At 72.7% G+C, this 26254-nt stretch carries 25 protein-coding genes; 18 read left to right on the top strand and 7 right to left on the bottom strand.

From position 1 onward, the window contains the following. The first annotated feature begins 250 nt into the window (after nucleotides 1–250). Genes NF681_20225 through NF681_20215 form a run of 3 tightly spaced genes read left to right on the top strand, consistent with a single transcriptional unit; the run spans nucleotide 251 to nucleotide 3071 of the window. Complete coding sequence (locus NF681_20225) at nucleotides 251–1342, top strand: ABC transporter ATP-binding protein (GenBank protein UST56309.1); 1092 nt, start codon at nucleotides 251–253, stop codon at nucleotides 1340–1342. Between the two features lie 3 nt (nucleotides 1343–1345). Further along, the gene (locus NF681_20220) at nucleotides 1346–2206 is read left to right on the top strand and encodes an ABC transporter permease (GenBank protein UST56308.1); all 861 of its coding nucleotides are present in this window, start codon (nucleotides 1346–1348) and stop codon (nucleotides 2204–2206) included. Beyond that, nucleotides 2199–3071, top strand: a complete 873-nt coding sequence (locus NF681_20215; protein UST56307.1) for an ABC transporter permease — start codon at nucleotides 2199–2201, stop codon at nucleotides 3069–3071. Before NF681_20220 ends, NF681_20215 begins: the two co-directional genes overlap by 8 nt. Before the next feature lie 26 nt (nucleotides 3072–3097). Here NF681_20215 and NF681_20210 read toward each other — a convergent pair whose 3' ends face one another. Then, nucleotides 3098–3592 (bottom strand): nucleoside deaminase, encoded by a 495-nt coding sequence (locus NF681_20210; GenBank protein ID UST56306.1) that lies wholly within the window; start codon nucleotides 3590–3592, stop codon nucleotides 3098–3100. A 35-nt stretch (nucleotides 3593–3627) separates the two neighbouring features. Between NF681_20210 and NF681_20205 the strand changes: the two genes are divergently transcribed. Together NF681_20205 and NF681_20200 are read left to right on the top strand one after the other, a co-directional pair. Next, complete coding sequence (locus NF681_20205) at nucleotides 3628–5136, top strand: amidohydrolase family protein (protein ID UST56305.1); 1509 nt, start codon at nucleotides 3628–3630, stop codon at nucleotides 5134–5136. 158 nt (nucleotides 5137–5294) lie between these two features. Continuing rightward, complete coding sequence (locus NF681_20200) at nucleotides 5295–6203, top strand: polysaccharide deacetylase family protein (protein ID UST56304.1); 909 nt, start codon at nucleotides 5295–5297, stop codon at nucleotides 6201–6203. On the opposite strand, the gene NF681_20195 is transcribed toward NF681_20200, so the two are convergent. Beyond that, nucleotides 6186–7118, bottom strand: coding sequence for a LysR substrate-binding domain-containing protein (locus NF681_20195; GenBank protein UST56303.1), 933 nt, complete (start codon nucleotides 7116–7118; stop codon nucleotides 6186–6188). The two genes, NF681_20200 and NF681_20195, sit on opposite strands and share 18 nt — an antisense overlap. Nucleotides 7119–7226: 108 nt before the next feature. Here NF681_20195 and NF681_20190 point away from each other — a divergent pair, with 108 nt between their 5' ends. From NF681_20190 to NF681_20160, 7 genes are all read left to right on the top strand, one after another. Continuing rightward, nucleotides 7227–8204 carry a tripartite tricarboxylate transporter substrate binding protein gene (locus tag NF681_20190; protein UST56302.1) on the top strand — a complete coding sequence of 326 codons (978 nt, stop codon included), beginning with the start codon at nucleotides 7227–7229 and terminating at the stop codon, nucleotides 8202–8204. After that, nucleotides 8204–9076 carry a MaoC family dehydratase N-terminal domain-containing protein gene (locus NF681_20185; GenBank protein ID UST56301.1) on the top strand — a complete coding sequence of 291 codons (873 nt, stop codon included), beginning with the start codon at nucleotides 8204–8206 and terminating at the stop codon, nucleotides 9074–9076. The genes NF681_20190 and NF681_20185 overlap by 1 nt, the downstream gene beginning before the upstream one ends. Nucleotides 9077–9090: 14 nt before the next feature. Continuing rightward, on the top strand, nucleotides 9091–10260 hold the full coding sequence (locus NF681_20180) for an acyl-CoA/acyl-ACP dehydrogenase (protein UST56300.1): 1170 nt from the start codon (nucleotides 9091–9093) through the stop codon (nucleotides 10258–10260). 15 nt (nucleotides 10261–10275) lie between these two features. Beyond that, nucleotides 10276–11457 carry a CoA transferase gene (locus NF681_20175; protein UST56299.1) on the top strand — a complete coding sequence of 394 codons (1182 nt, stop codon included), beginning with the start codon at nucleotides 10276–10278 and terminating at the stop codon, nucleotides 11455–11457. Then, nucleotides 11457–12320, top strand: coding sequence for an aldolase/citrate lyase family protein (locus tag NF681_20170; GenBank protein UST56298.1), 864 nt, complete (start codon nucleotides 11457–11459; stop codon nucleotides 12318–12320). The genes NF681_20175 and NF681_20170 overlap by 1 nt, the downstream gene beginning before the upstream one ends. Nucleotides 12321–12387: 67 nt before the next feature. Then, on the top strand, nucleotides 12388–13380 hold the full coding sequence (locus tag NF681_20165; GenBank protein UST56297.1) for a tripartite tricarboxylate transporter substrate-binding protein: 993 nt from the start codon (nucleotides 12388–12390) through the stop codon (nucleotides 13378–13380). 47 nt (nucleotides 13381–13427) lie between these two features. Further along, complete coding sequence (locus NF681_20160; GenBank protein UST56296.1) at nucleotides 13428–14816, top strand: MmgE/PrpD family protein; 1389 nt, start codon at nucleotides 13428–13430, stop codon at nucleotides 14814–14816. A gap of 30 nt (nucleotides 14817–14846) precedes the next feature. Here the strand turns inward: NF681_20160 and NF681_20155 are convergent, their stop codons facing one another. Next, nucleotides 14847–15785 carry a LysR family transcriptional regulator gene (locus NF681_20155; protein UST56295.1) on the bottom strand — a complete coding sequence of 313 codons (939 nt, stop codon included), beginning with the start codon at nucleotides 15783–15785 and terminating at the stop codon, nucleotides 14847–14849. Between the two features lie 157 nt (nucleotides 15786–15942). On the opposite strand from NF681_20155, the gene NF681_20150 reads away from it, so the two are divergent. From NF681_20150 to NF681_20135, 4 genes are read left to right on the top strand one after another with little or no spacing between them, the layout of a single operon-like run. Continuing rightward, entirely contained in the window at nucleotides 15943–16902 is a 960-nt protein-coding gene (locus tag NF681_20150) for a tripartite tricarboxylate transporter substrate binding protein (GenBank protein ID UST56401.1), read from the top strand. A 32-nt stretch (nucleotides 16903–16934) separates the two neighbouring features. Then, nucleotides 16935–17921, top strand: a complete 987-nt coding sequence (locus NF681_20145) for a tripartite tricarboxylate transporter substrate binding protein (GenBank protein UST56294.1) — start codon at nucleotides 16935–16937, stop codon at nucleotides 17919–17921. A gap of 36 nt (nucleotides 17922–17957) precedes the next feature. Then, nucleotides 17958–19037, top strand: a complete 1080-nt coding sequence (locus tag NF681_20140) for an isocitrate/isopropylmalate family dehydrogenase (GenBank protein ID UST56293.1) — start codon at nucleotides 17958–17960, stop codon at nucleotides 19035–19037. Next, nucleotides 19024–19944 (top strand): amidohydrolase family protein, encoded by a 921-nt coding sequence (locus NF681_20135; GenBank protein UST56292.1) that lies wholly within the window; start codon nucleotides 19024–19026, stop codon nucleotides 19942–19944. The genes NF681_20140 and NF681_20135 overlap by 14 nt, the downstream gene beginning before the upstream one ends. A gap of 54 nt (nucleotides 19945–19998) precedes the next feature. On the opposite strand, the gene NF681_20130 is transcribed toward NF681_20135, so the two are convergent. Further along, nucleotides 19999–20961 carry a VTT domain-containing protein gene (locus NF681_20130; protein ID UST56291.1) on the bottom strand — a complete coding sequence of 321 codons (963 nt, stop codon included), beginning with the start codon at nucleotides 20959–20961 and terminating at the stop codon, nucleotides 19999–20001. A gap of 173 nt (nucleotides 20962–21134) precedes the next feature. Here NF681_20130 and NF681_20125 point away from each other — a divergent pair, with 173 nt between their 5' ends. Further along, nucleotides 21135–22166 (top strand): D-cysteine desulfhydrase family protein, encoded by a 1032-nt coding sequence (locus NF681_20125; GenBank protein ID UST56290.1) that lies wholly within the window; start codon nucleotides 21135–21137, stop codon nucleotides 22164–22166. Nucleotides 22167–22296: 130 nt separating this feature from the next. On the opposite strand, the gene NF681_20120 is transcribed toward NF681_20125, so the two are convergent. The 3 genes from NF681_20120 to NF681_20110 form a co-directional block, all read right to left on the bottom strand. Continuing rightward, nucleotides 22297–22473: a hypothetical protein gene (locus NF681_20120; GenBank protein ID UST56289.1), complete on the bottom strand. Its 177-nt coding sequence runs from the start codon at nucleotides 22471–22473 to the stop codon at nucleotides 22297–22299. After that, nucleotides 22470–23840: an MmgE/PrpD family protein gene (locus NF681_20115; GenBank protein UST56288.1), complete on the bottom strand. Its 1371-nt coding sequence runs from the start codon at nucleotides 23838–23840 to the stop codon at nucleotides 22470–22472. Before NF681_20115 ends, NF681_20120 begins: the two co-directional genes overlap by 4 nt. A gap of 61 nt (nucleotides 23841–23901) precedes the next feature. Beyond that, entirely contained in the window at nucleotides 23902–24873 is a 972-nt protein-coding gene (locus NF681_20110; GenBank protein UST56287.1) for a tripartite tricarboxylate transporter substrate binding protein, read from the bottom strand. A gap of 189 nt (nucleotides 24874–25062) precedes the next feature. Between NF681_20110 and NF681_20105 the strand changes: the two genes are divergently transcribed. Next, the gene (locus tag NF681_20105; GenBank protein ID UST56286.1) at nucleotides 25063–26253 is read left to right on the top strand and encodes a CoA transferase; all 1191 of its coding nucleotides are present in this window, start codon (nucleotides 25063–25065) and stop codon (nucleotides 26251–26253) included. The last annotated feature ends 1 nt before the right edge of the window (nucleotide 26254 follow it).

Raw genomic sequence — 26254 nt, 5'->3', positions numbered from 1 at the left:
TCTTCATGCCATGGAAACGGCTCGCCGAACGCGGTCCGGCGGCGTGCCACCCCTGCGAAGCCGTGCGTCCGGACGCGCCAAGATGGCACGCACCGCACCACTTGTGTACAAACCGCCCGAGGATTGTGCGCAATCCGAGGCCCGTTTGTGGCCAGCGCGGGGCGCTCGGGCCCGGGGCCGCGTGGCACGCTTCTTGTGTTGCTGGAGCCAGCGCGGCCCATACCGGCGCCGCGCCCCCGAGCCCCACACCATGCCAGCACCCGTCCGCGCCCCCAGCGTCGAGGTCGTCCTCGACCGGATCCATCACCGCTACGCCGGGGCCACGGCCGTCGAGTCGGTCTCGCTGGACGTGCCGGCCGGCGAGCTGGTCGCGCTGCTGGGCCCGAGCGGCTGCGGCAAGACCACCCTGCTGCGCATCGTGGCCGGCCTGCTGCGCCAGACCGGCGGCACCGTGCGCATGGGCGCCGAGGTGGTGGACGCCCTGCCGACCAACGAGCGCGGCGCGGGGATCGTGTTCCAGAACTACGCGCTGTTTCCCCACATGAGCGTCGCGGCCAACGTCGCCTACGGCCTGCGCGCGCGCGGCGTGGCGGCGCAGGAGGCGCGCCGCGCGGCCGCCGAGATGCTGGCCATGGTGCGCATGGAGGCCTTCGGCGCGCGCTATCCGCGCGAACTCTCCGGCGGCCAGCAGCAGCGCGTGGCGCTGGCCCGCACGCTGGCCGTGCGCCCGCGCGTGCTGCTGCTGGACGAGCCCTTCGCCGCGCTCGACAAGAACCTGCGGCTCGACATGCAGATCGAGATCAAGCGCATCCAGCGCGAGCTGGGCATCACCACGCTGCTGGTCACCCACGACCAGGACGAGGCGATGTCGATGGCCGACCGCATCGCGGTGATGAACGCCGGGCGGGTCGAGCAGTTCGACACGCCCGAGACCATCTACGACCGCCCGGCCACGCGCTTCGTCGCCACCTTCATCGGCACCGCCAACCTGCTCGCGGGCCGGCTCGCGCCCGGCGGACCGCGCGGCTTCACGGTCGAGTGCGACGGCGGCGGCTCGCTCGCCCTGGACCGCGCGGCGCCGTGCTCGCGCGCCGGCAGCGTGGTGGTCGCGGCGCGGCCGGAGCACCTGTCGCTCGCGGCGCCCGCCGACGGCGCCCTGCCGGCGACGGTCGGGATGGTGCTGCCGCTGGGCCCCTCCCTGGTGTACGAACTGCTGCTGGGCAACGGCCACACCCTCAAGGTCACGCAGCCCCGCAACGCCGAGGCGCACCGCTACGCCGCGGGCGACCGCGTGGGCGTCAGCCTGCGCCCGGGCTCGCCGGCCGGCGTGTTCGCGGGCTGACGCATGGCCGCCGCCGCATCGCCCTCCCGCACCGCCTCGGCGCTGCCGCTCTCGCTGCCGCTGGGGCTCTTCTTCGTCGCCTTCGTGCTCGCGCCGATGCTGCTGCTGGCCTGGGTGAGCCTGCACGACGACGCCGGAATGACGCGGTTCGGCTTCGGCCAGTACGCGAAATTCCTCACCGACGCCTTCAACCTGGCGGTGCTGGGCAACACGCTGTGGCTGGGCCTCGAGGTCACGGCGCTCACGCTCGTCATCGGCTTCCCGCTGGCCTGGCTCTACACGCAGGCACCGGGTCGCTGGCAGGGTCCGCTGATGCTGCTGATCATCCTGCCGCTGCTCACCAGTTCGGTGGTGCGCACCTTCGCGTGGGTGGTGATCCTCGGCCGCCAGGGCATCGTCAACACCGCCCTGCTGGACCTGGGGTGGATCGCCGAGCCGCTCAAGCTGCTCTACACGCCGGGCGCCGTCGCCGTCGCGCTGGCGCAGATCGAGCTGCCGCTGATGGTGCTGCCGCTCATCACCGCGCTGATGAACGTCGACCCCAACCTGCGCCAGGCGTCGCTCGCGCTCGGCGCCGGCCACTGGCGCACGTTCGCGCGGGTGACGCTGCCGCTGTCGATGCCCGGTCTGCTGGCGGGCGCGCTGCTGGTGTTCGCCTCGAGCGTGAGCGCCTTCGTCACCCAGACGCTGGTGGGCGGCGGCCAGCAGATGTTCATGCCCTACTACATGTACCAGCAGGCCATTCAGGCCAACGACTACCCCTTCGCCGCCGCGATCGCCATGCTGCTGCTGGTGTGCGTGCTGGCGGTGGTGGTCGCGATCAACGCGCTCGGCCGGCGCAGCAGGGGTTTCGTCCATGCCTGAGGAATTCGTCTCCGGCGCGCCGCGCCGCGCCGACACGCGCGCCCGTGCCACCGGGTCGCTGCGCGGCGCCCTCGAACGGCGCTCGTTCTGGACCGTGTTCGGCCTGCTCGGGGCGTTCGCCGGCCTGCTGCTGCTGGCACCCACGGTCGTGGTGATCGTCACGTCGTTCACCAGCGGCTACTCCCTGAAGTTCCCGCCGCCGGGCTACTCGACGCGCTGGTACGAGGCGCTGTGGACCCAGTCCCCGGAACTCGTCGACGCCTTCCTGCTGTCGCTGCGGCTCGCGGCGATCGCCACGGGCATCTCGGTGCTGCTGGCCGTGGCGGCGGCGCTCGCGCTGGCGCGGCGGCGCGAGGCCTGGGCGCGCGTGGCGGAGTCCATGCTGCTGTCGCCGCTGATGCTGCCGGCCCTGGCCATCGGCCTGTCGCTGCTGATGCTGTTCAACCTCGCCGGCCTGGGGCTGTCGTTCGGCACGCTGGTGATCGGCCACGTCGCGATCACCACGCCCTACATCCTGCGCACCACGTCGGCGAGCCTGCTGCAGATGGACCCCAGCCTGCTGGAGAGCGCGCGTTCGCTGGGCGCCCGGCCGCTCCACGTGTTCCGCACCGTCACGCTGCCCCTGATCGCGCGGGGCATCGCGGCGGGGGCCTTCATCGGCTTCATGTATTCCTTCGACAACGTGGCGGTGTCGCTGTTCCTGTCCGACGCGCGCAGCGAGGCGCTGCCGATCCGCATGTGGCACATCATCGAATCGAACCTCGACGTGCGCGCCGCGGCGGTGTCGGGGGTGCTCGTCACCGCGACGCTGATCCTGATGGTCGTGATGGAACGCGTCGCCGGCGTCTCGCGGCACTTCCGCTGAGGGTCCGGCCGATGGCACGCACGGTCTCAGGCGGGGTGGACCCGGTCGCCGCCCCAGCGCCGTCGCAGCGCGAGGCATTCGTCGCCCAGGACGCCCTCGCGCAGCGCCAGCTCGAAGCCGGTCAGGCGGCAGAAGGCCTCGATGCCGTAGTCGCCCAGGTCGCTGCGGCGCAGGCGCGCATGGCGCAGGCCCAGCACCAGGCGGCGCACGCCGCCGAGCGCGAGCGCGCCCGCGCACATGGGGCAGGGCTCCATCGTGCAGTAGAGCGTGGCGCCCCGCGCGGCGTCCGGCCCGTGCGCCGCCAAGGCGTCGCGCAGGGCCTCGGGCTCCGCGTGCGCGGTGACGTCGCCACGCGTGACCTGCCGGTTGGCGCCGCGTCCGAGCAGTCGCCCGTCCCTGACCAGCACGGCGCCGGTCGGCCAGTCGCCCCGGGCGTGCGCGGCATGCGCCTCGTCCAGCGCGAGCCGCATCCAGCGTTCGTCGTCGTCGGCGGCGTCGATCGGCGGCGTCGGGTCGTTCACGGTGATCGTCCATTCAAGCATCAAGGAGTCGCACGATGAGCAAGAAACGCACCCTCCTGCGCAACGCCCGGGCCCTGCTGGGCGATGCGCTGGCCTTCGACGGGCAACCGCGCGACGTGCTGATCGAGGGCGATCGCATCGCCGCCATCGCGGCCGCGGGCACCCTGGGCGACGCCGACGCGGTCGTCGACCTGACGGATCACCTGCTGGTGCCCGGCCTGGTCAACGGCCACCAGCACTCGCACGAGCACTTCCAGCGCGGGCGCACCGAGAACCTTCCGCTGGAACTGTGGATGCACCTGGTGCGCACGCGCACGCCGGTGACGCTGACGCCGCGCCAGGTCTACCTGCGCACGATGATCGGCGCCATCGAGTCGCTGCGCACCGGCTGCACCACGCTGGTGGACGACACCGCGCTCGGCGGCGCGATCGACCGGGAGCGCATCGACGCCGCGCTGCAGGCCTACGAGGACGCCGGCATCCGCGCGCTGGTGGGCTTCGCCATGATGGACAAGCCCATCGTGGACAACTTCCCCTTCGTCGAGAAGCACGTTCCGCCCGCGCTCGCGGCCGAGCTGCGCGCCGCGCCGCGCCCGGCGGCGGCGGACCAGCTGGGCCTGGTGCGCGAGCTCGCGCGCGATCGCCATCCCCACGCGCGGCGCGTCGGCGTACTGGTCTCGGCCTCCGCGCCGCAGCGCTGCACCGAGCCCTTCCTTAGGGCGGTGCGCGGCCTCGCCGACGAGCTGGCGTTGCCGGTCATCACGCACGTCCAGGAGACGCGGCTGCAGGTCGTCACCGGCCAGTGCTTCTTCGGCTGCCCGATGGTCGAGTACCTCGAACGCATCGGCTTCCTGGGGCCGGCCACCAGCCTGATCCACGCGGTGTGGCTCAACCCGCGCGAGATCGACGCGCTGGCGCGCAGCGGCGCCACCGCCCAGCACAACCCCTGGAGCAACCTGCTGCTGGGCTCGGGCGTGCAGCCGGTGCGCGCGTTGCTCGACGCCGGCGTCAACGTGAGCCTGGGCTCGGACGGCTCCTGCTCCACGGTCACGGTCAACATGCTCAACGTGCTGGGCAGCGCGGCGGCGGTGTCCAAGCTGCGCGGCGACGACCACGCGCGCTGGCTGTCGGCGCGCGAGGCGCTGCACGCGGGCACGCTGGCCGGCGGCCGCGCGCTGGGCTTCGGCGACGCCCTGGGCGCGCTGCGCGTCGGCGCCATCGCCGACCTGGTGGCCTACCGCACCGACACCGTGACCTTCACGCCCCTGAACGATCCCGTGCGCCAGCTGGTGTATGCCGAGCGCGGCGCCGGACTCGCCTTCTCGATGGTCGCGGGCGAGGTCGCGATCGACGGCGGGGCCCTCGTGCGCATCGACGAGGCCGCGCTGCTGCGCGAGATCGCGCGCGACTTCGCCGAGCTGGGCCCGCGCTACGCCATGGCCGAGGCCGAGATGGCCCCGGTGCTGACGGCGGTCGAGGCCATCCATCGCGAAGGGCTGGCCACCCCGGTGGCGCCCGACACCTTCGACGCGCGGCTGCGCTGACGCGCGCCGCCCTTGCGCCCTTCCACCCTCGCGTCACCGATCACCCCGCTTCATCGAGGAACCGCCATGACCCCGCCTTCCCGCCGTCCTCCGACGTCCACCGGCCGCGAACGGTGCCGCGCCCCGGCCGCGCCACGGCGCCCGGCGAGGACCCCCGGATGACCGGCAACGCCCGCGACTTCTCCGGCTACCGCTGGAACCCTCCGGCCCTGCGCTGGCCCGGCGACACCGGGCTGGCCGTGTCCTTCGTGCTCAACGTCGAGGAGGGCGCCGAGTTCGCCCTGAGCGCCGGCGACGAACGCAACGAGGGCCGCCACGAGGTCAACCACGAGGTGGTGGGCGCGCCCGACCTGTGCATGGAAAGCCAGTTCGAGTACGGCGCGCGGGTCGGCTACTGGCGCATCACCCGCATGCTGATGGAAGCGGGCGTGCCGCTGACCCTCAACGCCTGCGCCCGCGCGCTGGAGGCCACGCCGTGGGTCGCCACCGACGCGGCGCAGCACGGCTTCGAGGTCTGCTGCCACGGCTGGCGATGGGAGTCGCACGCGGGCATGGCCGAGGCGCAGGAGCGCGCGCTGATCGCCCGCTGCGTGCAGACCATCCGCCGCCTGCACGGGCGCGCGCCGGTCGGCTGGCACACCAAGTCCTCGGCCTCGGTCAACACGCGGCGGCTGCTGGCCGAGCACGGCGGCTTTCTCTACGACAGCGACGCCTACAACGACGACCTGCCCTACTACGTCGACGTCGGCGGCGCCGCCCGGCTGGTCGTGCCCTACGCCTTCGACACCAACGACATGCGCTTCTTCGACAGCTTCGCCTACGTGCGCGGCAGGGACTTCGCCGACTACGCGATCGACGCCTTCGACTGCCTGCTGGCGGAGTCGCGGCAGGCGCCGCGCCTGATGTCGATCGGGCTGCACACCCGCATCATCGGCCGGCCCGGGCGCATCAACGGCCTCGCCACGCTGCTCGCGCACATCGCGCAGCGTGGCGGCGCCTGGTGCGCCACGCGCGAGCACATCGCGCGCCACTGGCTCGCGAACGTGCCCTCACCCCACGGCGCGTGACGCGTCCGGCCCGGGCGCCGCCACCGGCGCGTGGTGCCGGCACAGGGTCTCGACGAAGGCCGATGCGTAGACGGGCAGCTTGTCGCGCTCGCGCATCAGGAGGTGGCGTTCGCGCACGCTCCACGGATCGCTCAGTTCGATCAGCGCGAGCTGCATGGCCTGCTGGTTGCGGCGCACCGCCGACTCGGGCACGACGCCGATGCCCACGCCGCGGCCGATCATCCGGCACATGGCGTCGAAACTGGCGAGCTGGATCCGGAGCTTCTGACGCCGGCCGAGGTGTTCGGTGATCTGCGAGAGGAAGGCGTGCAGGGTGCTGCCCTGCTGCATGCCGATGGCGTCCTCGTCCAGCGTCTCGGCGAAGGCGATGCGCCGGCGGCGTGCGAAGCGGTGGTCGTGGGCGGTGGCCAGCACCAGCCGGTCGGTGCTGAAATGGATCGATTCGAGGCCGAGCGTGTCGACGTCGCCGGCCACGATGCCGAGGTCGGCGCGGCCCTCGAGCACGCCGCGCGGAATCAGAGCGTTCGGTTTCTCCTGGAGGTCCATGTTGATGCGCGGGTGCGCCGCCAGGAAGGCGGGCAGCAGCTCGGGCAGGAAGTCCGTCACCGCCGTGGTGTTGGCGAACACGCGCAGGTGGCCGCGCAGCCCGCCGCCATAGGCCAGCAGCTCGTCGCGCAGGTGGTCGGTCTGGTGCAGCATCAGGCGCGCGTGGTGCAGGACGGCTTCCCCCGGCGGCAGCAGCTTCACGCCCCGCGCCTCGCGCGCGAGCAGCGGCAGGCCGCATTGCGCTTCCAGCGACTTGATCCGCGCGCTCGCCGCGGCGAGCGACAGGTGCTGCTGCTGCGCCGCGCGCGTGAGGTTGCCGAGTTCGGCGGTGGCCACGAACAGGCGCAGGTCGCGGAGGTCGAAATGCATGCGGCATCGTAGACCAGCGTTCGGAATCACCGAAGGCTCGGTCTCGAAATTGCGGATTGCGCGCCGCCGCTCCCGGCCGCACCATGCGGGCACAACAGGAGACGAAACATGCACTTGCGCGCACTCGCGTCGTGGCTGGCCGTCGTGGCCGGATTGGCCGCGGCCGTCCCGGCGGCGGCCCAGACGCCCTACCCCGCACGCCCGGTCACCCTGGTGGTCCCGCAGGCCGCCGGCGGCACCAACGACATCGTGGGCCGGCTGGTGGGCCAGGCGCTCGGCGAGGTCATGAACGCCAGCGTGGTGGTCGACAACCGCCCCGGCGCCGGCGGCAACATCGGCACGCAGCTGGTGGCCCGCTCGCCCAGGGACGGTCACACGCTGCTGATGACCATCAGCAGCAGCCAGGCCATCAACCCCGCGCTCTACCGCAATCCCGGTTTCGATCCGGTCAAGGACTTCCGCCCGGTCGGCCTGATCGGCACGGTGCCCAACGTGCTGCTGGTCAACCCGTCCTTCCCCGCCAACACCCTGGGCGAGTTCCTCGCGCTGGCCCGGCGCCCCGGGACGGACTACCAGTACGCCTCGGCCGGCAACGGCACGCTCAACCACCTGCTCGGCGAGATGCTCAACGACATGGCCGGCATCCGCCTGCAGCACGTGCCCTACAAGGGCGTCGCGCCGGCCATCAACGACGTGCTGGGCGGCCAGCTGCCGATCGTGTTCGCGAGCCTGCCGTCGGCGCTGCCGCACATCCGCGGCGGCAAGCTGCGCGCGTTGGCCGTCAGCGGCGCCAGGCGCTCGCCCACGCTGCCCGACGTGCCGGCCATCGCCGAGTCGGTGCCCGGCTACGACGGCACGCTGTGGATCGGGCTGTTCGCGCCCGCCGGCCTGCCGCCGGACGTGCAGACCACGCTGCAGGACGCCACGACCCGGGCGCTCGCCCGTCCCGACCTGCGCGACAGACTCGAACAGCAGGGCGTGGAGATCGCGCCTCCCACCACGCCGGCCCAGTTCGCCGCGCTGCTGCAGTCCGACCTCGCGAAGTGGGGCCGCATCGTCAAGTCGTCCGGCGCGGGGGTGGACTGATGGCCATGCTCTCACCCGACGACATCGCCGCGCTGCAGGCGTGGCAGGGCCGCAGCGAGACGCTCGCGGACGACATCGGCGCGGCGCCCGTGCGCGCGCTCGCCGCGACGCTCGACCGCGACGACGCGCCGCCCGTGGCCGGCACGCCGGTGCCGCCGCTGTGGCACTGGCTGTACTTCCTGCCGCATCACCGGCAGTCGGAGATCGGCCCGGACGGCCATGCCCGGCGGGGCGGCTTCCTGCCGCCGGTGCCGCTGCCGCGCCGCATGTGGGCCGGCGGCCGCCTGACCTGGGAGACCGGCAACCCGCTGCGCGTGGGGGACCACGCGACGCGCACTTCCACCATCGCCTCGGTCGCGCACAAGGCCGGGCGCACCGGCGAGCTGGTCTTCGTGCAGGTGCGCCACGACGTGCGCAACGCGCGCGGCCCGAGCCTGACCGAGGAACACGACATCGTCTACCGCGCGGCCGCCGCCCCGGGCGAGGCCGGGCCCGCCCCGGTCGCGGCGCCGGGCGACGCCACCTTCGGCCGCGAGCTAGTGGCCGACGACGTGCTGCTGTTCCGCTATTCGGCGCTGACCTTCAACGGCCACCGCATCCACTACGACCGCCGCTACGTGACCGAGGTCGAGGGCTATCCGGGCCTGATCGTCCACGGCCCGCTGATCGCCACGCTGCTGGTCGACCTGCTGCGCCGCGAGCGGCCCGGGGCCGCGTTCGCGCGCTTCGAGTTCCGCGCGGTGCGGCCGACCTTCGACGTCGCGCCGTTCGCCGTGCGCGGCCGCCCCGGACCCGATGACCGCACCTTCCACCTGTGGGCCGAGGACGCCGACGGGTGGCTGACGATGCAGGCCACCGCCACCCTCGCCTGAAAGGCCCTTGCTCCATGAAGACCCAGATTCCCCCGCCCGACGACCACCAGGACATGCGCGACGCCCTGCGCGACGTCTGCGGCCAGTTCGACGCCGCCTACTGGCAGAAGGTGGACCACGAGCGCGGCTACCCCGAGGCCTTCGTCGACGCCCTGACGCGAGCCGGCTGGCTCGCCGCGCTCATCCCGGCGGCCTATGGCGGCTCCGGGCTCGGGCTGACCGAGGCGGCGGTGATCATGGAGGAGATCAACTTCTCCGGCGGCAACGCCGGGTCGTGCCACGGCCAGATGTACAACATGGGCACCCTGCTGCGCCACGGCAGCGAGGCGCAGAAGCAGCGCTACCTGCCCGCCATCGCCAGCGGCGCGCTGCGCCTGCAGTCGATGGCCGTCACCGAGCCGACCACCGGCACCGACACCACCAAGATCAAGACCACCGCCGTGCGCCGGGGCGACCGCTACGTCGTCGACGGCCAGAAGGTCTGGATCTCGCGCATCCAGCATTCGGACCTGATGATCCTGCTGGCGCGCACCACGCCGCTGGCCGACGTCAAGCGCAAGTCCGAGGGCATGTCGATCTTCATCGTCGACCTGAAGGAGGCGCTGGGCAAGGGCATGACCGTGCGCCCGATCCTCAACATGGTCAACCACGAGACCAACGAGGTGTTCTTCGACCAGCTGGAGATCCCGGCGGAGAACCTGATCGGCGAGGAAGGCCAGGGCTTCCGCTACATCCTCGACGGCCTGAACGCGGAGCGCACGCTGATCGCCGCCGAGTGCATCGGCGACGCCTGGTGGTTCATCGACAAGTCGCGCCGCTACGCGAGCGACCGCAACGTCTTCGGCCGCGCCATCGGCCAGAACCAGGGCGTGCAGTTCCCGATCGCCGACAACCACATCGAGACCGAGGCGGCCAACCTGATGCGCCTGAAGGCCTGCGCGCTGTTCGACGCGGGCCGGCCCTGCGGCGCGGAGGCCAACATGGCCAAGTACCTGGCGGCCAAGGCCAGCTGGGAGGCCGCCAACACCTGCCTGCAGACCCACGGCGGCTTCGGCTTCGCCTGCGAATACGACGTCGAGCGCAAGTTCCGCGAGACGCGGCTCTACCAGGTCGCGCCGATCTCCACCAACCTCATCTATTCGTACGTCGCCGAGCACCTGCTCGGGCTGCCGCGTTCGTTCTGACCGCTCGGAGGCACCATGACCGGACCGCTCGACGGCATCACCGTCGTCTCCCTCGAACACGCCATCGCCGCGCCGTTCTGCACCCGCCAGCTGGCCGACCTGGGCGCGCGCGTCATCAAGGTCGAACGCCCCGGCGCCGGCGATTTCGCGCGCGCCTACGACCAGCGGGTGGACGGCGAGGCGTCGCACTTCGTCTGGGTCAACCGCTCCAAGGAGAGCCTGACGCTGGACCTCAAGCAGCCCGCCGCTCTGGCCGTGCTGCGCGAGCTGATCGCGGGGGCCGACGTGCTGGTGCAGAACCTCGCGCCCGGCGCCGCCGCGCGCATGGGCCTGGGCTGGGAGACGCTGCACGCCGCGCATCCGGCGCTCGTCGTGTGCGACATCTCCGGCTACGGCGAGGACGGGCCCTACCGCGACAAGAAGGCCTACGACCTGCTCATCCAGAGCGAGGCGGGCTTCCTGTCGGTCACCGGCACGCCCGAGGCGCCGTGCAAGTCGGGCAATTCGATCGCCGACATCGCCGCGGGCATGTACGCCTACACCGGCGTGCTGGCCGCGCTGCTGCAGCGCGGCCGGACCGGCGAGGGCTCGCACATCGACGTCTCGATGCTGGAATCGCTGGCCGAGTGGATGGGCTTCCCGATGTACTACGCCTACCAGGGCGCCAGCCCGCCGCCGCGCAGCGCCGCCTCGCACGCGACCATCTATCCCTACGGACCGTTCGCCGCCGGCGACGGCGGCACGGTGATGCTGGGCCTGCAGAACGAGCGCGAGTGGCGCGTCTTCTGCGAGCGGGTGCTGCTGCGGCCGCAGCTCGCGAGCGACCCGCGCTTCGACACCAACGCCCGGCGCAACGCGCAGCGCGGCGCGCTCGAGGCGCTCATCCTGGAGACCTTCGCCGCGCTGAGCACCGCGCAGGTGCTCGAACGCCTGGACGCCGCGCAGATCGCCAACGCGCGCATGAACGACATGGCCGACCTGTGGTCGCACCCGCAACTGCGGGCGCGCGAGCGCTGGCGCGATGTCGGCTCGCCCGCGGGCCCCATCCCGGCGCTGCTGCCGCCCGGCCGCCAGAGCGCCTTCGACTACCGCATGGACCCGGTCCCCTCGGTGGGCGAGCACACCGAGGCCATCCTGCGCGCGCTCGGCCGCGACGCGGACGCGATCGCGGCGCTGCGAGCCACGGAGGCGATCTGATGGCCGCCGCGCCCGCCGTCGCGCTGGCCATGGCCAGCAGCTTCCTGTTCGTGCCGGGCGACCGCCCGGAGCGCCTGGCGCGGGCGCTCGCCAGCGGCGCGGGCGGCGTCATCGTCGACCTGGAGGACGCGGTGGCGCCGGCGCGCAAGGACGCCGCCCGCGCCCAGATCGCCGACGGCTTCGCGGCGCTGCCGCCGGCCGCGCGCGACCGCCTGCTGGTGCGCGTGAACGCCAGCGACACGCCCTGGCACGCCGAGGACCTCGCGCTGGTCGGCCGCCTCGCCGCGGGGGACCGGCTGGCCGGCGTGGTGCTGCCCAAGGCCGAGCGCGCGACGGACCTGGCCGCCCTGGCGCGCGCCGCCGGCCCGGGCGTCGCGCTGCTGCCGCTGGTCGAGTCGGTCGCCGGGCTGGACGCGCTCGACGCGCTGGCGGCCGCGCCGCAGGTCCTGCGCCTGGTGTTCGGCCACCTCGACTTCCAGGCCGACGCGGGCCTCGCCTGCGGCCCCGACGAGACCGAGCTGGTGCCGGTGCGCCTGGCGCTGGCGCTGGCGTCGCGCCGGGCCGCGCTGGCCGCGCCGGTCGACGGCGTCGTGGCGGACTGGCGCGACGCGGCGCGGCTCGCGGCCGAGGCCGCGCGCGCGCGCCGGGGCGGCTTCGGCGCCAAGCTGTGCATCCATCCGGACCAGGTCGCCGCGGTGCAGGCCGCGTTCCGCCCGGGCGACGACGAACTGGCCTGGGCCCGGCGCGTGGCCGAGGCGGTGCGCGCGGCGGGCGGCGGCGTGGTCAACGTCGACGGCCGCATGGTCGACGCCCCCGTCGTCCGGCTCGCCGAACGCCTGCTGGCGCGGGCGGCGGCGGGCTGAGCCCGCGCCCCGCCCGGCCCCTCGGCCCGACCCCCCCCCTTTTTTCAAACGACCCACAGGAGACGACATGACATCGAAGATCAGGACATGGCTGGGCATCGCACTCACCGCCGCCCTGGCGCCCCTGCACGTGCCCGCGGCGGCGCAGGCCGCCTGGCCCGACAAGCCCATCACGCTGGTGGTGCCCTACTCGGCCGGCGGGCCGACCGACGTGGTGGCGCGCATGCTCGCCATCCCGATGGGCAAGTCGCTCGGGCAGACCGTGATCGTGGAGAACACGGTCGGCGCGGGCGGCACCATCGCCCCGGCGCGCGTGGCGCGCGCGGCGCCCAACGGCAACACCATCCTCATCCACCACATGGGCATGGCGACCGCGCCGGCGCTCTACCGCAAGCTCTCGTTCGATCCGCTCAAGGACTTCGAGTACATCGGCCAGGTGCTCGACGTGCCGATGACGCTGCTCTCGCGCAAGGACTTCCCGGCCAACAACTTCCAGGAACTGCTCGCCCACGTCAGGGCCAACAAGGACAAGGTGACGCTCGCCAACGCCGGCATCGGCGCGGTGTCGCAGCTGTGCGGCCTGCTGTTCGCCAACCAGGCCGGCGTCGAGCTCACGACCGTGCCCTACAAGGGCGCCGGCCCGGCGCTCAACGACCTGATGGGCGGCCAGGTCGACCTGCTGTGCGACCAGACGACCCAGACCGCGCCGGTCATCAAGGACGGCAACCGGGTGAAGGTGTTCGGCGTGACCACGCCCAGGCGGCTGGCGTCGATGCCGGCCATTCCGACCCTGGACGAACAGGGCTTCAAGGACTTCGACGTCCGGGTCTGGCACGGCGTGTACGCGCCCAAGGGCACCCCCGCCGACGTCACGGCCAAGCTCAACGTCGCGCTGCGCGCCGCCCTGCAGGACGAGGCGGTCCGCGCGCGCATCGCCGAACTCAGCGCGGAGATCGTGCCCATGGACAAGGTCACCCCGGAGTCGCTGCGCGCCCTGCTGACCACCGAGACGGCCAAGTGGGGCAAGGTCATCAGGGCCTCCGGCGTGCAGGCCGAATGACGCGCCACGATCCCTCCACCGACCCGACCCGTCCCCACCCCCATCCCATGACCGCTGTCGACCACCCCTCACTGACCCTCGCGACGTTCGCCGCCGGCCTGCGCTTCGAGGACATCCCGGCGCCGGTGCTGCGGCGCGCGGAAGACCTGTTCCTGGACTGGCTCGGCTCCGTGCTCGCCGGCAAGGGATCGCGGCCCGTCGAGGCCATCGCCGCCTTCGCGCGGGCCATGGGGCCGGGCGACGGGCCCAGCGAGGTGCTGATCTCCCGCACGCGCACCAGCCCGATGTTCGCCGCCATGGTGAACGCGGCGGCGTCGCACGTGGCCGAGCAGGACGACGTCCACAACGGTTCGGTGTTCCATCCGGCGGCGGTGGTCTTCCCGGCGGTGCTGGCGGTGGCGCAGTCGATCGGCGCCTCGGGCCGCGACCTGCTGGCGGCGTCCGTGGCGGGCTACGAGGTCGGCATCCGCGTGGGCGAGTTCCTCGGCCGCTCGCACTACCGGACCTTCCACACCACCGCGACCGCCGGCACCGTGGCGGCGGCCGCCGCGGTCGGCCGGCTGCTGGGCCTGGACGCGACGCGCATGCTGCACGCGTTCGGTTCGGCCGGCACGCAGGCCGCCGGCCTGTGGGAGTTCCTGCGCGACGCGGCCGACTCCAAGCAGCTCCACACCGCCAAGGCCGCCTCCGACGGCCTCGCGGCGGCCTACCTGGCGCGCGAGGGCTTCACCGGCGCGCGCCGCATCCTCGAGGGCGCGCAGGGCATGGGCGCGGGCATGTCCACCGACGCGGACCCGCGCCGGCTGACCGATCGCCTGGGCGAGCGCTGGGCGCTGGTCGAGACGTCGTTCAAGTTCCACGCCTCGTGCCGCCACACGCACCCGGCGGCCGATGCCCTGCAGCAGGTGATGCGCACGCACGGGCTGCGGCCCGAAGCGATCGAACGGGTGACGGCGCGCGTGCACCAGGGCGCGATCGACGTACTGGGGCCGGTGGTCGCGCCGTCGACCGTGCACCAGAGCAAGTTCTCGATGGGCACGGTGCTCGGGCTGATCGCGGTGTTCGACCGCGCCGGGCTGGGCGAATTCGACACCCACTTCCTCGATCCGCGCGTGGTGGACGTGCGGCGCAGGGTGACCATGGAACTCGACGCCGAAGTGGACGCCGCCTACCCGAAGCGCTGGATCGGCAAGGTCGAGGTCCTGACCACCGACGGCCGCCGGCTGCTCGGGCGGGTGGACGAACCCAAGGGCGATCCCGGCAACACGCTCGCGCGCGCGGAGATCGAGGCCAAGGCGCGCGCGCTCGGCGCCTACGCCCGGGGGGCCGGGGCGGCGGAGATGGACGCGGTCATCGCGCGCGCGTGGCGGCTGGCGGAATGGCCGCGCGTGGACGCGCTGTTCGCGCGGCCGGCCCCGGTCGCCGCGCCCGCCTGACCCACGCCGTCGCGCCGCCGACGACGGCCGTCAGGCCGCCGGTCCCGCGCGGGGCCGGGCGGCGCGCGCCGGCGCGTCGTGGGAGCGGTGGGCCGCCACGAGCGCGTCGTGGAACGCCTGCGCGGCGGCGCCGGCGGGGCGTCCCCGGCGGCGCACGATGCCCACGCTGCGCGCGAGCGCGGGTTCGACCAGCGGCACGCCGACCAGCGCGGCACCGGCGCCGCCGGCCAGCGCCAGCTTGGGCACGGCGCCGACCCCGACGCCGGCCTCGATCAGGCTGAGCTGCGCCGGCACGTGCTGGACCTCGCAGGTCCAGCGCGGCTTGGCCGCCACGTGTGCCAGGCCCTGGTCCATCAGCAGCCGGTTGCCACTGCCCGGCGCGAGCACCACGCAGTCGTGCTCGGCCAGTTCGGCCCAGCGCACCCGGCGCCGGCGCGCGAGCGGGTGGTCGCCCCGGCAGGCCAGCACGAACGGTTCGTCGACGAGCCGCTCGAATTCCAGGTCGGGTTCCTGGAGGCCCAGGTAGGTGATGCCGAAGTCGGCCTCCGACCGCGCCACCGACAGCAGGATGTCGGGCGCGGGCTGGTCCAGCAGCCGCACCCGGATGCCGGGCAGCCGACGGTGGAAATCGCGCACCACGCCGGAGATGAAGTTGTCCACCGCCGACGGGATGCACGCCACGGTCACCAGGCCGTGGATGCGCGCGGACAGGTCCACCATGCCCAGCAGCGCCGACTCCAGTTCGCCGAGCACGTGCCGCGCCCGGGGCAGGAAGGCCCGTCCCATCGCGTTGATGTCGACCTTGCGCGTGGTGCGCTCGAACAGCCGGAAGCCGAGTGCCTGTTCGAGCTTGTCGACGCGCCGCGAGAGCGCCGGCTGCGACAGGTGCAGCGCCTCGGCAGCGGCGCGGAAGCTTCCCAGGTCGGCGACGCAGACGAAGGCGCGCAGGTCGGACAGATCGAAATTCATGCGCCGAGCGTATCAATGCGAAGCTTCTTTGCAATTTACAGCGACCGCCGGCCGATCGATCATGCCCCGCACCGGTCACCGTCCCGACGTCCTTCGTCGCGGTGGCGCGGCAAGAAACGACGGAGACACCATGACCCTTTCCCATCGCCGCCGGCAGATGCTGCTGGCCACGCTCGCCGTCCTGGCCGTGCCCGCGCTCGCGCCCGCCCGGGCGCAGGCCCCATGGCCGACGCGCGCCATCACGCTGGTCGTTCCCTTCGCGGCCGGTGGCGGCACCGACAGCATCGCGCGCGACATCGCCAAGACCATGTCCGAACGCCTCGGACAACCCGTGGTCGTCGACAACCGGGGCGGCGCGGGCGGCGCGATCGGCGCCAACCTGGTCGCCAAGGCGCCGGCGGACGGCCACACCCTGCTGTTCGCGACCTCGACCTTCGCGACCAATGCCGCCATCGAGCCGAAACTGCCCTTCGATCCGGTCAGGGATTTCAGCCCGATCGCCATGATCGGGCGCGGCCCGCTGCTGGTGGTGGCCAACAAGGCCCTGGGGGTGTCCGGCATCGCCGAGCTGGTGGCCGCCGCGAAGGCGAGGCCCGAGGGGCTGAACTATTGCTCGGCCGGCAACGGCAGCATCAACCACCTGGCCGGCGAGATGTTCCGCCAGAAGACCGGGCTCGCGATGACGCACGTGCCCTTCAAGGGCAGCGCGCCTGCGACGGTCGAGCTGCTGGCCGGGCGGGTCGACCTGTTCTTCGCGACCGTGCCGACGATCCAGACGCACCTGAAGGACGGCAAGCTGAGCCTGCTGGCCGTGACCAGCGCCCGCCGCTCGCCGCTGTTTCCAGCGCTGCCCACGCTGGCGGAATCGGGCGTGCCGGGCTACGACGTCACCACCTGGTGGGGCGTGCTCGCGCCGGCGGGGACGCCGCCGGCCGTCGTGGCGGCGCTCAACGCGGTGGTGAACGACGCCGCCGCCGCCGAACCGGTGAAGGGCCGCCTGCTGCACGAAGGCGCCGACCCGATCCGCCTGACGCCCGCCGCGTTCGCGGCCGAGCTGGGCAAGGAGCTTGCGCTGTGGCGCGACGTCGCCAACAAGCCCGGCATGCAGCTGCGCTGAACGATCCCGATCCCGTACAGGAGCCTGTTCCCATGACCCCCTTCGAACTCGACCGGCGCCGGCTGCTCGGCGCGTGCGCCGCCGGCGCGGCCCTCGCCCTGGCCGGCAACGTCCGCGCCGCGACCTGGCCGGAGCGCACCGTGACCGTGATCGTGCCGTACGCGCCCGGCGGCCAGGGCGACGTCTTCGCGCGCCTCGTGGGCGATCGCCTCGCGCGCGCGCTGGGGCAGTCCGTGATCGTCGACAACCGCCCGGGCGCCACCGGGGCACTGGGCGCCAGGCTGGTGGCCAGGGCACCGGCCGACGGCCACCTGCTGCTGCTGGGCCAGACCGGCGAGATCGCCATCAACGGCACCGCCATGAAGAACCCGGGCTACGACGCGCTCAAGGACCTGCGCCCGGTGGCGCTGGTGGGCAACGCGCCGCTGGTGCTGGCCGTGCCGTCGGGCTCGCCCTTCCAGAGTGTCGCGGACCTGGTCAAGGGCGCGCGGGATGCGCCCGGCCGCGTGGCCTACGCCTCCTCCGGCACCGCCACCCCCGGCCACCTGGCGGCGGCGGCGCTGGCCGCGGGCACCGGCACCGAGATGACCCACGTGCCCTACAAGGGCGCCGGCCAGGCCATCACCGACCTGATCGGCGCGCAGGTGCAGTTCTTCTTCGCCAGCGCGTCGTCGATCGTGCCGCACCTGCAGGGCGGCCGGGTCCGGGCGCTGGCGGTCTCGACCCCGGCACGGCTGGCCGGCCTGCCGCAGGTGCCACCGGTCGCGGACACCCTGCCGGGCTTCGACTTCAGCCTGTGGGGCGGTTACTTCGCCCCGCGCGCCACCCCCGAGGACATCGTCCGGCGCCTGTCCGAGGAGATCAACCGGATCATCGTGACGCCCGACCTGAAGGCGCGCTTCGAGGCCGAAGGCAGTGCCGTGTCGCCGATGACGCCGGAGCGTTTCGAGCAGTTCGTGCGCGCGGAGGTCGCCAAGTACGCGCGCCTGATCAAGGCCACGGGAACGATCCTCGACTGAGTCCCGCACGAATCACCAACCCACTGGAACACTCCCATGAAAATCGTTGTACTCCCCGGCGACGGCATCGGTCCGGAGACCATGGCCGCGACGATCGAGGTGCTGGCGGCCGCGTCCTCGCGCTTCGGACTCGCGCTCGAATTCGATCACGACGTGGCGGGCCACGAGAGCCTGCGGCGCCACGGCGCGACCGTTACGCCGGACCTGCTCGCCAAGGTCAAGGCCGCCGACGGCCTGATGCTCGGCCCGATGGCGACCTATGACTTCAAGGACGAGGCCCGGGGCGAGATCAATCCTTCCAAGTTCTTCCGCAAGGAACTCGACCTCTACGCCAACATCCGGCCCGCGCGCACCTGGAGCGGGCTCCCGCAGAAGGTCGGCGAATTCGACCTGGTGGTGGTGCGCGAGAACACCGAGGGGTTCTATGCCGACCGCAACATCGCCTCCGGCGGCAGCGAGATGCTCATCACGCCCGACGTGGTGGTGTCGCTGCGGCGCATCACGCGGGTGTGCTGCGCGCGCATCGCGGCATCCGCCTTCGAGCTGGCCATGACGCGCGGCCGCCACGTGAGCATCGTCCACAAGGCCAACGTGCTGAAGATCGGCGACGGCATGTTCATCGAGGAATGCCAGCGCGTGGCCGAGCGCTTTCCCGAGGTGCGCGTCGACGACTACATCGTCGACGCCATGATGGCCCACGTGGTGCGCGACCCCCGGAAGTTCGACGTCATCGTGACCACCAACATGTTCGGCGACATCCTGTCAGACCTGACGGCGGAGCTGTCGGGCAGCCTGGGGCTGGGGGGATCGCTCAACGCGGGCCAGGACCACGCCATGGGCCAGGCTGCGCACGGCTCGGCGCCCGACATCGCGGGCCAGGACGTCGCCAATCCGTTCTCGCTGATCCTGTCGGCCGGACAGCTGCTCGGCTGGCACGGACAGCGGCGCGGTCTGCCCGCGTTCGTCGCGGCGGCGCAGGCCATCGAGCACGCCGCCACCGCCGCCATCCGGGCGGGCCAGGCGACGCGCGACGTCGGCGGCGCCCTGGGCACCGGCGCCACGGGGCGGGCCTTCGCGCGCCGCCTGGCGAGCGCGGACGACCATGTCGGCGGCTGAGACGCACCACGTCCCGGACGCACCGGACACCGCGCTGCCCGCTGGCGCGTGCGACTGCCATGTCCACGTCATCGGCACGCCGGAGGCCTATCCCATGGTGGCGCAACGCCACTACACGCCCGGTCCCGCCTCCCTGGACGCCTTGCGCCGGCACCTGTCGGGTCTGGGGCTGCAACGCGCGGTGATCGTGCAACCCAGCGTCTACGGCACCGACAACCGCTGCACGCTCGACAGCCTGGACCGCCTGGACGGCGCCGCCCGTGGCGTGGTCGTGCCGCCCGAGGACGTCGCGCCGGACGCGCTGCGGCGGATGCATGCGCGCGGCGCGCGCGGCGTCCGCATCAACCTTGAGAGTTCGGGCCGCCAGGACGCCGCCGTGCTCGACGACCTGCTGACGCGGTGGAGCGAGCGCATCGCGGACCTTGGATGGCACCTGCAGCTCTATGCCGCTGCGGGCGTCGTCCGGGTCCTGGCCGACCGGCTGGCCACCCTGCCGGTGAAGGTCGTGCTCGACCACTTCGCGCTGGTGGACGGCGACCCCCGCGACGGCGGCGCCGCCACCGTTGCCGACCTGCTGCGCGCCGGACGCGTCCTTGTGAAGCTGTCGGCGCCCTACCGGTTGGCGGTGCCCGGATCGGCCGGCGCCTGGGCACGGGCGTTCGTCGAGGCCGCCCCGGCCTCGCTCCTGTGGGGCAGCGACTGGCCCCACACGGCCCGGCAGCCGGAGGCGGGACGGTGGGGCGTCAGCGCCTACCGCGCCATCGCGCCCGGCGAACTGCTCGACACGCTGCACGCGTGGCTGCCCACGCCCGCGCTGCGGCGTCTGGTGCTGGTCGACACGCCGGCGGCGCTCTATGGCTTCCCGCCGGCGGACGCGACGCGGGGCCGTCCCCGGGTCGACCCCTGAGCCGATGGCCGGCGCCGCGCGGCTGCCGGATCGGCCCGCGCGCGGCAGGCCGCATCAGCCCGCGGACGTCGTGGACGTCGCGGTCGTCTGCGCAGGACCCGGGGGCGGGTTGTTCGCCTTCCTCCAGCCTTCCAGGCCCTCGGCCAGTGGGCGCACGCGGCCGAAACCGGCGTCGCCCAGGGCGCGCGCGATCACGGCGGCGGAGGCCTCCGCCGGACAGTCGCAGTACGTGACGATGACCTTCTCCAGGTGCGGGTGGCCGGCCGCGGTCTTCCACGCCCGGGCGTCGTAGGGGATCGATCCCGGAATGCGCTCCTTCTCCCAGAGCGCGCGCTGGCGCACGTCGATGAGGACCACGTCCGCGCCGCTGTCCTGCAGGTCCTTCAGTTGCGCGATCGTCAGGCGTTCCAGGCGCAGGTGCTTGCGGAAATTGATCCGGCTCCAGGCCTTGCGCGCGACGTAGATCAGGATGGCCGCGGCCAGCAGTCCCGCCCCCCAGTGCCCGAGCTGCTGCAAGGTCGCGAGCACGACCTCGACGGCCGGCGCGAACAGCCATCCCAGGGCCAGTCCCACGACCGCCCACAGCAGGGAGCCGATGAAGTCGTAGACCAGGAACGCGGAGCGCGAGACGCGCGTGGCGCCGGCCATCGCGGTGGCCACGGACGCGAAACCCGGAATGAATTTGGCGACGATCAGCGACCGGGGTCCCCATCGGTCGAAGACCGACTCCGTCTGACTGACACAGCTGTCGGGCGTGAGCGACAGCCTGCACATCAGCCGCAGGACGCGTCCGCCGAAGCGGTGTCCCGCCAGGTACCAGCCATGGTCGGCGATCAGGCAGGCCGCGACGGTCACGGCGACGAGCCACGGCAGCGAGAGCTCGCCGACGGCGGCCAGCGAACCGGCCACCATCAGCATCGGGTAGGCGGGCAGGGGAACGCCCGCCTGCTCGATCAGCACCCAGGCGAACACCGCGACGAGCCCGTACTGGCCCAGCAAATCGACAAGGTAGGTCATCGCCTGATCGTAGCGACTCGTCCGCCGCCGGTGGTCCGGCGGGACGGCCGGAGCGGCGCCGCCGGGCCCCGGTCGGCGCGGCGGGCGTCGCGGTGGCCGCGCCGGGAGGTGCCTGCGCCACGCGGTCCTACACTGGAACGTCCAGAGGCCAGGCCCTCGAACAGGACGCTCCCGTGACCCCCCATGAACTCGCCCGGGCGCTCGCTCGTTTCGCCCGCGTCCCCCTGGTGGCGGGACCGACGCCGATCCGGCGCCTGAAGCGCCTGGAGGCCGCGCTCGGGGCCGACGCCCTCGGCGTCGCGCTGTTCGTCAAACGCGACGACCACATGGAACTCGGCGGTGGCGGCAACAAGCTGCGCAAGCTCGAATACCTCCTGGGCGCCGCGCGGGCGCAGCGCGCGGACACCGTGCTCACGGTCGGTGCCCTGCAGTCCAACCACGCGCGGCTGACGGCGGCGGCGGCCGCCCGCATCGGGCTCGCCTGCGAACTCTTCCTCGCCAGAACCGTGCGGCGCACCGACGCCGATTACGAGCACAGCGGGAACCTCGTGCTCGACGCCGTCTTCGGCGCCCGGATCGTCACGCTGGAGCCCGGATCGGACGCCCTGGAAGCAGCGAACGCGCGCGCGGAGGTGCTGGCCGGCCTCGGCCGGCGCGCCTGCGTCATCCCCACGGGAGGCTCCACCCCGCTGGGCGCCCTGGGCTACGTCCGGTGCGCCCTCGAGATCGCGGGGCAGGAACGGCGCTCCGGCTGGCGTTTCCGGCAGGTCGTCGTCCCCAACGGCAGCGCGGGCACGCAATCGGGCCTGGCGGCCGGCTTCGAACTCCTGGGACGCGGCGCCGCCACCGTGCGGGGCCATTCGGTGCTGGCGGATCTGGCGCCGACCCGGGCCGCGACGCTGGAACTCACCCGGTCGACCCTGGCGCTCCTCGGCCACCCCGGGGACCTCGACGACGACGCCATCGACCTCGACGGCACGCACCGGGGCGCGGGCTACGGCATTCCGACCGACGGGATGCTGGCCGCCCTCCGCCTGCTGGGCGCCACCGAGGGTCTGCTGGTCGACCCGGTCTATTCGGGCAAGGCCCTGGCGGGGCTGATGTCGGACCTCGCGGCCGGGCGGTACGCGCGCGGCGACAAGGTGCTTTTCGTGATGACGGGCGGGACCCCCGGCCTGTACGCCTACCGCAGCCTCTTCACGTGACGGCGGGTGGCGGGACGGCCGGCCCGCGCGGAGCCACGCAGCCACCCCGATCGCGATCGCGCGCCGGGCCGGTCGATGCGGCATCGCCCCGCGGACGCACGCTCCGTCGCATCCCGTGGCGCCACGGCGTTCAGGCCACCCGGTGCGGCAGCACGCCGCCGTCGAGCCAGCACCGCAGGTTGTCCAGGAAGCGCGCCGCGACCCGCGCTTCGTTGCCATCGGAATGCCCGGCGCTGTGCGGCGTCACGATCACGGGGTCGAAGCCCCGGAGCGCGGAGCCGGCGGGCAGCGGCTCGTTCGTCCTCATGGCCGGGCCAGCGCGGTCAGCGCGCGCACGTCCGCGGCATCGCCGAGGGCCCAGCAGGCCTGCAGCAGGCGGTCGCTCGCCCCGGTGCCGAGCAGCGCGTCCGACAGGCCGTGGAACTTGCGTTCCAGGTCGCCGTCGCTCATGGGCCGCTGCACCGATCCGATCGCGTGCTCGACGAACACGTGCTCGCGCCGGCCGTCGGCCAGCACCGCCGTGACGTCGGCGCTGGCCTCGTCGATGCCGTCGTCGACGGTCGCCACGACCTTGCGGCGCAGGGCGACCACGTCGGGACGGCTCACGATGTCGTCGGCGAACTCCTCCTCGGCGGCACGACCGAAGACCAGGCCGGCGGCGCACCCGTGGTAGACGCTGAACTTGCCCTGGAGACCGTCGACCGGTTCCTTCTTGCCGGTGAGTTCGAGCACCAGCGAATGCACCTTCAGCTCGATGCGCTCGACCTGCTCGGGCTTCACGCCGCGCTCGCGCAGCTGCACGCAGGCGTCGATGCTCGGGTGGATCACGATGCCGCAGGCGAACGGCTTGTAGCTGTTGAAGGAAATCTCGAAGCGCTCGCCCAGTTCGTCGGTCACCTCGTTCCACGCGTGCTTGGTCGACACCACCTGCGCCCAGCCCCGGGGCGCTTCGATGGCCCGCGGGCTGGCGGTGAAACCGTGCCTGGCCATCAGGGCGGACATCAGGCCCGCGCGCGCGGCGCCGCCGGGGTGGAACGGCTTGGTCATGGTGCCGAACTGCTCGCGCAGGCCGACCGGCTGCGACGCCGCGATGCCCAGCGCCATCGCCGTCCGGTCGGCGCTCAGGCCCAGCAGTCGCGCGCAGGCGGCGGCCGCGCCGAACATGCCGGTGGTGCCGGTGATGTGCCAGCCGCGGTCGTAGTGCTCGGGATAGACCGTGTTGCCCAGCCGGCAGGCGACGTCGATGCCCAGCACCAGCGCGTCGAGCATCACCCGGCCGCTGGCGCCGGTGTGTTCGGCCAGCGCCAGCACGGCCGATGCGACCGGGCCGGCCGGATGGATGATGGTCTTCAGGTGCGTGTCGTCGAAATCGAAGGTGTGCGAGGCGATCCCGTTGAGCAGGGCCGCGCTGGCGATGTCGACCTGCTCGGCGCGGCCCAGGACGCTCGCCTGCGGCGCGGGCTGCAGCGTCTGCACCGCGGCCAGGGCGGCCTCGACCGCTTCGTGGCGGGCCGCGCCCACGGCGCAGCCCAGCCAGTTGAGGAACGTCCGGTGCGCCTCGTGGTCGACGGCGTCGCTCCATCCCCGCGACGGGTGATTGGCCACGTAATCGGCCAGGATGCGGGTGACGGGCGGCGCGTCGTGATCGGCGGTGACTTGGGTATTGCGTGCCATGGGTGGGAAGTGGTGGTTGAGGTGGGGGTTCGAAGGGGAAGGTCGGACGCGGACGGCCGCCTCAGGTGTCGAGTTCGATCTTTCGCTCGCGCGCCAGCTGGGTCCAGCGCGCGAGATCGGCCCGCAGGTAGTCGCCGAACTGGCGCGGGGTCATGGGCATCGGCTCGACCGCCTCCACCGCCAGTTTCTCGCTCAGGTCGGGGGCTCTGAGCACGGTGTTGAGGGTGTCGTTGAGCCGGCTCACCACGTCGCCCGGCATGCCGGCCGGGCCGACGACGCCGTACCACTGCATGGCGTCGAAGCCCTGCAGGCCCAGCTCCTCGAGCGTGGGCACGTCCTTGAGCTGGGGATGGCGTGCCTTGCCGGTCACGGCCAGGGGCACCGCGCGGCCGGACTTGATGTGCGGCATGGCCGCGGCGAGCCCCGGGAACATGGCCTGGGTCTGGTTGCCGATGAGGTCGGTGAACGCCGGGGCGATGCCCCGGTACGGCACGTGGGTCATCTGGATGCCGGTCTGCTGCCTGAGCAGCTCCATCGTCAGGTGCGTCAGCGAACCCGCGCCGGCCGAGCCGTAGCTGACGCCGCCCGGCTTGGCCTTCACCAGGGCCACGAACTGCCTGAAGTCCCTGGCGGGCAGATCGACGTTCACCACCAGCACGTTGGGCGTCCCGCCGATCATGCCGATCGGCGTGAAGTCCCGCACGGCGTCGTAGGGCACCTTGCGGGTGGCCGGACTGGTGCCGTGGGTGGCGACATAGCCCTGCATCAGGGTGTAGCCGTCGGGCGCCGCGCGCGCGGTGTTCTGGGAGGCGATGACCCCGCCGCCGCCGCCCTGGTTGTCGACGACGAAGGTCTGGGCGAGCAACCGGCCCCAGCGCTCGGTCACGGTGCGTCCGACCATGTCGCTGCCACCGCCGGCGGAGACCGGAACGATGTAGCGGATCGGCTTGTTCGGAAAATCCTGGGCGAAGGCTCGGAGGTGCATTCCGAGCAGCACAGGCGGCATCGCCAGGGCGAACGTGCGACGTTGCATGAAAGGGTCCGGTGGATGGGCGGCACCCACCGGTGCCGTCGCTCGAAAGCCTGCCGATGCTGCAGCACCGCCGATCAAAATGCGATAAGGGTTTGCGATTGGGATCAAAGTGTTGACACTTTCGACGATTCATTCTGACAATCCTCGGCATTCGAAGCCGCCTTGCGCTTCCCACCGGTGCCATCGCCCATGCCCCACCTCCCCGCTTCCACCGCGCTCCAGCGCTTCCGCGTCATCGACCTGAGCCAGGTCCGCGCGGGTCCGACGGCGTGCCGGCAGCTGGCCGACTGGGGCGCCGACGTGATCCAGGTGCAGATGCCCGAGCACATGCGCGGCGACGACACGCTCGGCGGGCAGGACGGTTCCGACTACCAGTACACCCACCGGAACAAGCGCTCGATCACGCTCAACCTCAAGGAGCCCGAAGGCATCGCGACGCTCAAGCGCCTGATCGCCGGCGCCGACGTCGTGGTGGAGAACTTCCGCCCCGACGTGAAATTCCGCCTCGGCATCGACTACGAGACGCTGGCGGCGGACCATCCCCGCCTCGTCTACGCGAGCATCTCCGGCTTCGGCCAGACCGGTCCGCTCGCCTCGCGCCCGGGCTTCGACCAGATCGCGCAGGGCATGGGCGGCCTGATGTCGGTCACCGGGCTGCCGGGCGACGGGCCGGTGCGCGTGGGCATCCCGATCGCCGACCTGTGCGCCGGCATCTTCGCGGCGCAGGGCATCCTGGTCGCGCTGCTCGAACGCGAGACCTCGGGACGCGGCCAGTTCGTCCACACCTCGCTGCTCGAGTCCATGGTCTACATGATGGATTTCCAGACCGCGCGCTACCTGATCGACGGCGAGGTCGGCACGCAGGCCGGCAACTTCCATCCGACGAGCATTCCCACCGGCGTCTACAAGGCGCGCGACGGCTACCTCAACATCGCCGTCTTCGGCTCGAAGATCTGGGAGCGGTTCTGCCACATCCTCGGGGCGCCCGAGTGGATCGACGACGCGCGCTACCGCGACAAGGCGTCGCGCTCGGCGAACCGCGACGCGCTCAACGCCGAGATCGACCGGCGCCTGGCCGCGCACGACCGCGGCCACTGGATCGCGCAGTTCAACGCGGGCGGCGTGGCCTGCGGACTCATCAGCGACATGCGCGAGGTCTTCGCCGAACCGCAGATCGAACACCTGGGGATGGTGAAGGACGTGGTGTCGGCACGGCTGGGCCCGCAGCGCCTGGTCGGCCAGCCGATGCAGCTCGCGCGCACGCCCAGCACCATCGCGCGGTCGGCACCGCTGCGCGGCGAGCACACCGTCGAGGTGCTGCGCGAGCTGAGCATCGAGGCCGACGAGATCGACCGCCTGAAAGCCACCGGAGTCCATTGAG

The sequence above is a fragment of the Comamonadaceae bacterium OTU4NAUVB1 genome, from assembly GCA_024372625.1.
In the GTDB taxonomy this organism is placed as follows: Bacteria; Pseudomonadota; Gammaproteobacteria; order Burkholderiales; family Burkholderiaceae_C; genus Variovorax.
Note: the sequence above shows the minus strand (reverse complement) of the source record. Positions and strands in the feature narration are given on the sequence as shown.

Excerpts from the sequence above, each read along its gene's own strand:
- NF681_20110 (UST56287.1), bottom strand. The coding sequence starts at position 24,873 with ATGCAACGTCGCACGTTCGCCCTGGCGATGCCGCCTGTGCTGCTCGGA.
- NF681_20185 (UST56301.1), top strand. The coding sequence starts at position 8,204 with ATGGCCATGCTCTCACCCGACGACATCGCCGCGCTGCAGGCGTGGCAG.
- NF681_20140 (UST56293.1), top strand. The coding sequence starts at position 17,958 with ATGAAAATCGTTGTACTCCCCGGCGACGGCATCGGTCCGGAGACCATG.
- NF681_20190 (UST56302.1), top strand. The coding sequence starts at position 7,227 with ATGCACTTGCGCGCACTCGCGTCGTGGCTGGCCGTCGTGGCCGGATTG.
- NF681_20115 (UST56288.1), bottom strand. The coding sequence starts at position 23,840 with ATGGCACGCAATACCCAAGTCACCGCCGATCACGACGCGCCGCCCGTC.
- NF681_20180 (UST56300.1), top strand. The coding sequence starts at position 9,091 with ATGAAGACCCAGATTCCCCCGCCCGACGACCACCAGGACATGCGCGAC.
- NF681_20105 (UST56286.1), top strand. The coding sequence starts at position 25,063 with ATGCCCCACCTCCCCGCTTCCACCGCGCTCCAGCGCTTCCGCGTCATC.
- NF681_20130 (UST56291.1), bottom strand. The coding sequence starts at position 20,961 with ATGACCTACCTTGTCGATTTGCTGGGCCAGTACGGGCTCGTCGCGGTG.
- NF681_20150 (UST56401.1), top strand. The coding sequence starts at position 15,943 with ATGCTGCTGGCCACGCTCGCCGTCCTGGCCGTGCCCGCGCTCGCGCCC.
- NF681_20145 (UST56294.1), top strand. The coding sequence starts at position 16,935 with ATGACCCCCTTCGAACTCGACCGGCGCCGGCTGCTCGGCGCGTGCGCC.
- NF681_20205 (UST56305.1), top strand. The coding sequence starts at position 3,628 with ATGAGCAAGAAACGCACCCTCCTGCGCAACGCCCGGGCCCTGCTGGGC.
- NF681_20160 (UST56296.1), top strand. The coding sequence starts at position 13,428 with ATGACCGCTGTCGACCACCCCTCACTGACCCTCGCGACGTTCGCCGCC.
- NF681_20165 (UST56297.1), top strand. The coding sequence starts at position 12,388 with ATGACATCGAAGATCAGGACATGGCTGGGCATCGCACTCACCGCCGCC.
- NF681_20170 (UST56298.1), top strand. The coding sequence starts at position 11,457 with ATGGCCGCCGCGCCCGCCGTCGCGCTGGCCATGGCCAGCAGCTTCCTG.
- NF681_20215 (UST56307.1), top strand. The coding sequence starts at position 2,199 with ATGCCTGAGGAATTCGTCTCCGGCGCGCCGCGCCGCGCCGACACGCGC.
- NF681_20195 (UST56303.1), bottom strand. The coding sequence starts at position 7,118 with ATGCATTTCGACCTCCGCGACCTGCGCCTGTTCGTGGCCACCGCCGAA.
- NF681_20220 (UST56308.1), top strand. The coding sequence starts at position 1,346 with ATGGCCGCCGCCGCATCGCCCTCCCGCACCGCCTCGGCGCTGCCGCTC.
- NF681_20175 (UST56299.1), top strand. The coding sequence starts at position 10,276 with ATGACCGGACCGCTCGACGGCATCACCGTCGTCTCCCTCGAACACGCC.
- NF681_20135 (UST56292.1), top strand. The coding sequence starts at position 19,024 with ATGTCGGCGGCTGAGACGCACCACGTCCCGGACGCACCGGACACCGCG.
- NF681_20120 (UST56289.1), bottom strand. The coding sequence starts at position 22,473 with ATGAGGACGAACGAGCCGCTGCCCGCCGGCTCCGCGCTCCGGGGCTTC.
- NF681_20200 (UST56304.1), top strand. The coding sequence starts at position 5,295 with ATGACCGGCAACGCCCGCGACTTCTCCGGCTACCGCTGGAACCCTCCG.
- NF681_20155 (UST56295.1), bottom strand. The coding sequence starts at position 15,785 with ATGAATTTCGATCTGTCCGACCTGCGCGCCTTCGTCTGCGTCGCCGAC.
- NF681_20225 (UST56309.1), top strand. The coding sequence starts at position 251 with ATGCCAGCACCCGTCCGCGCCCCCAGCGTCGAGGTCGTCCTCGACCGG.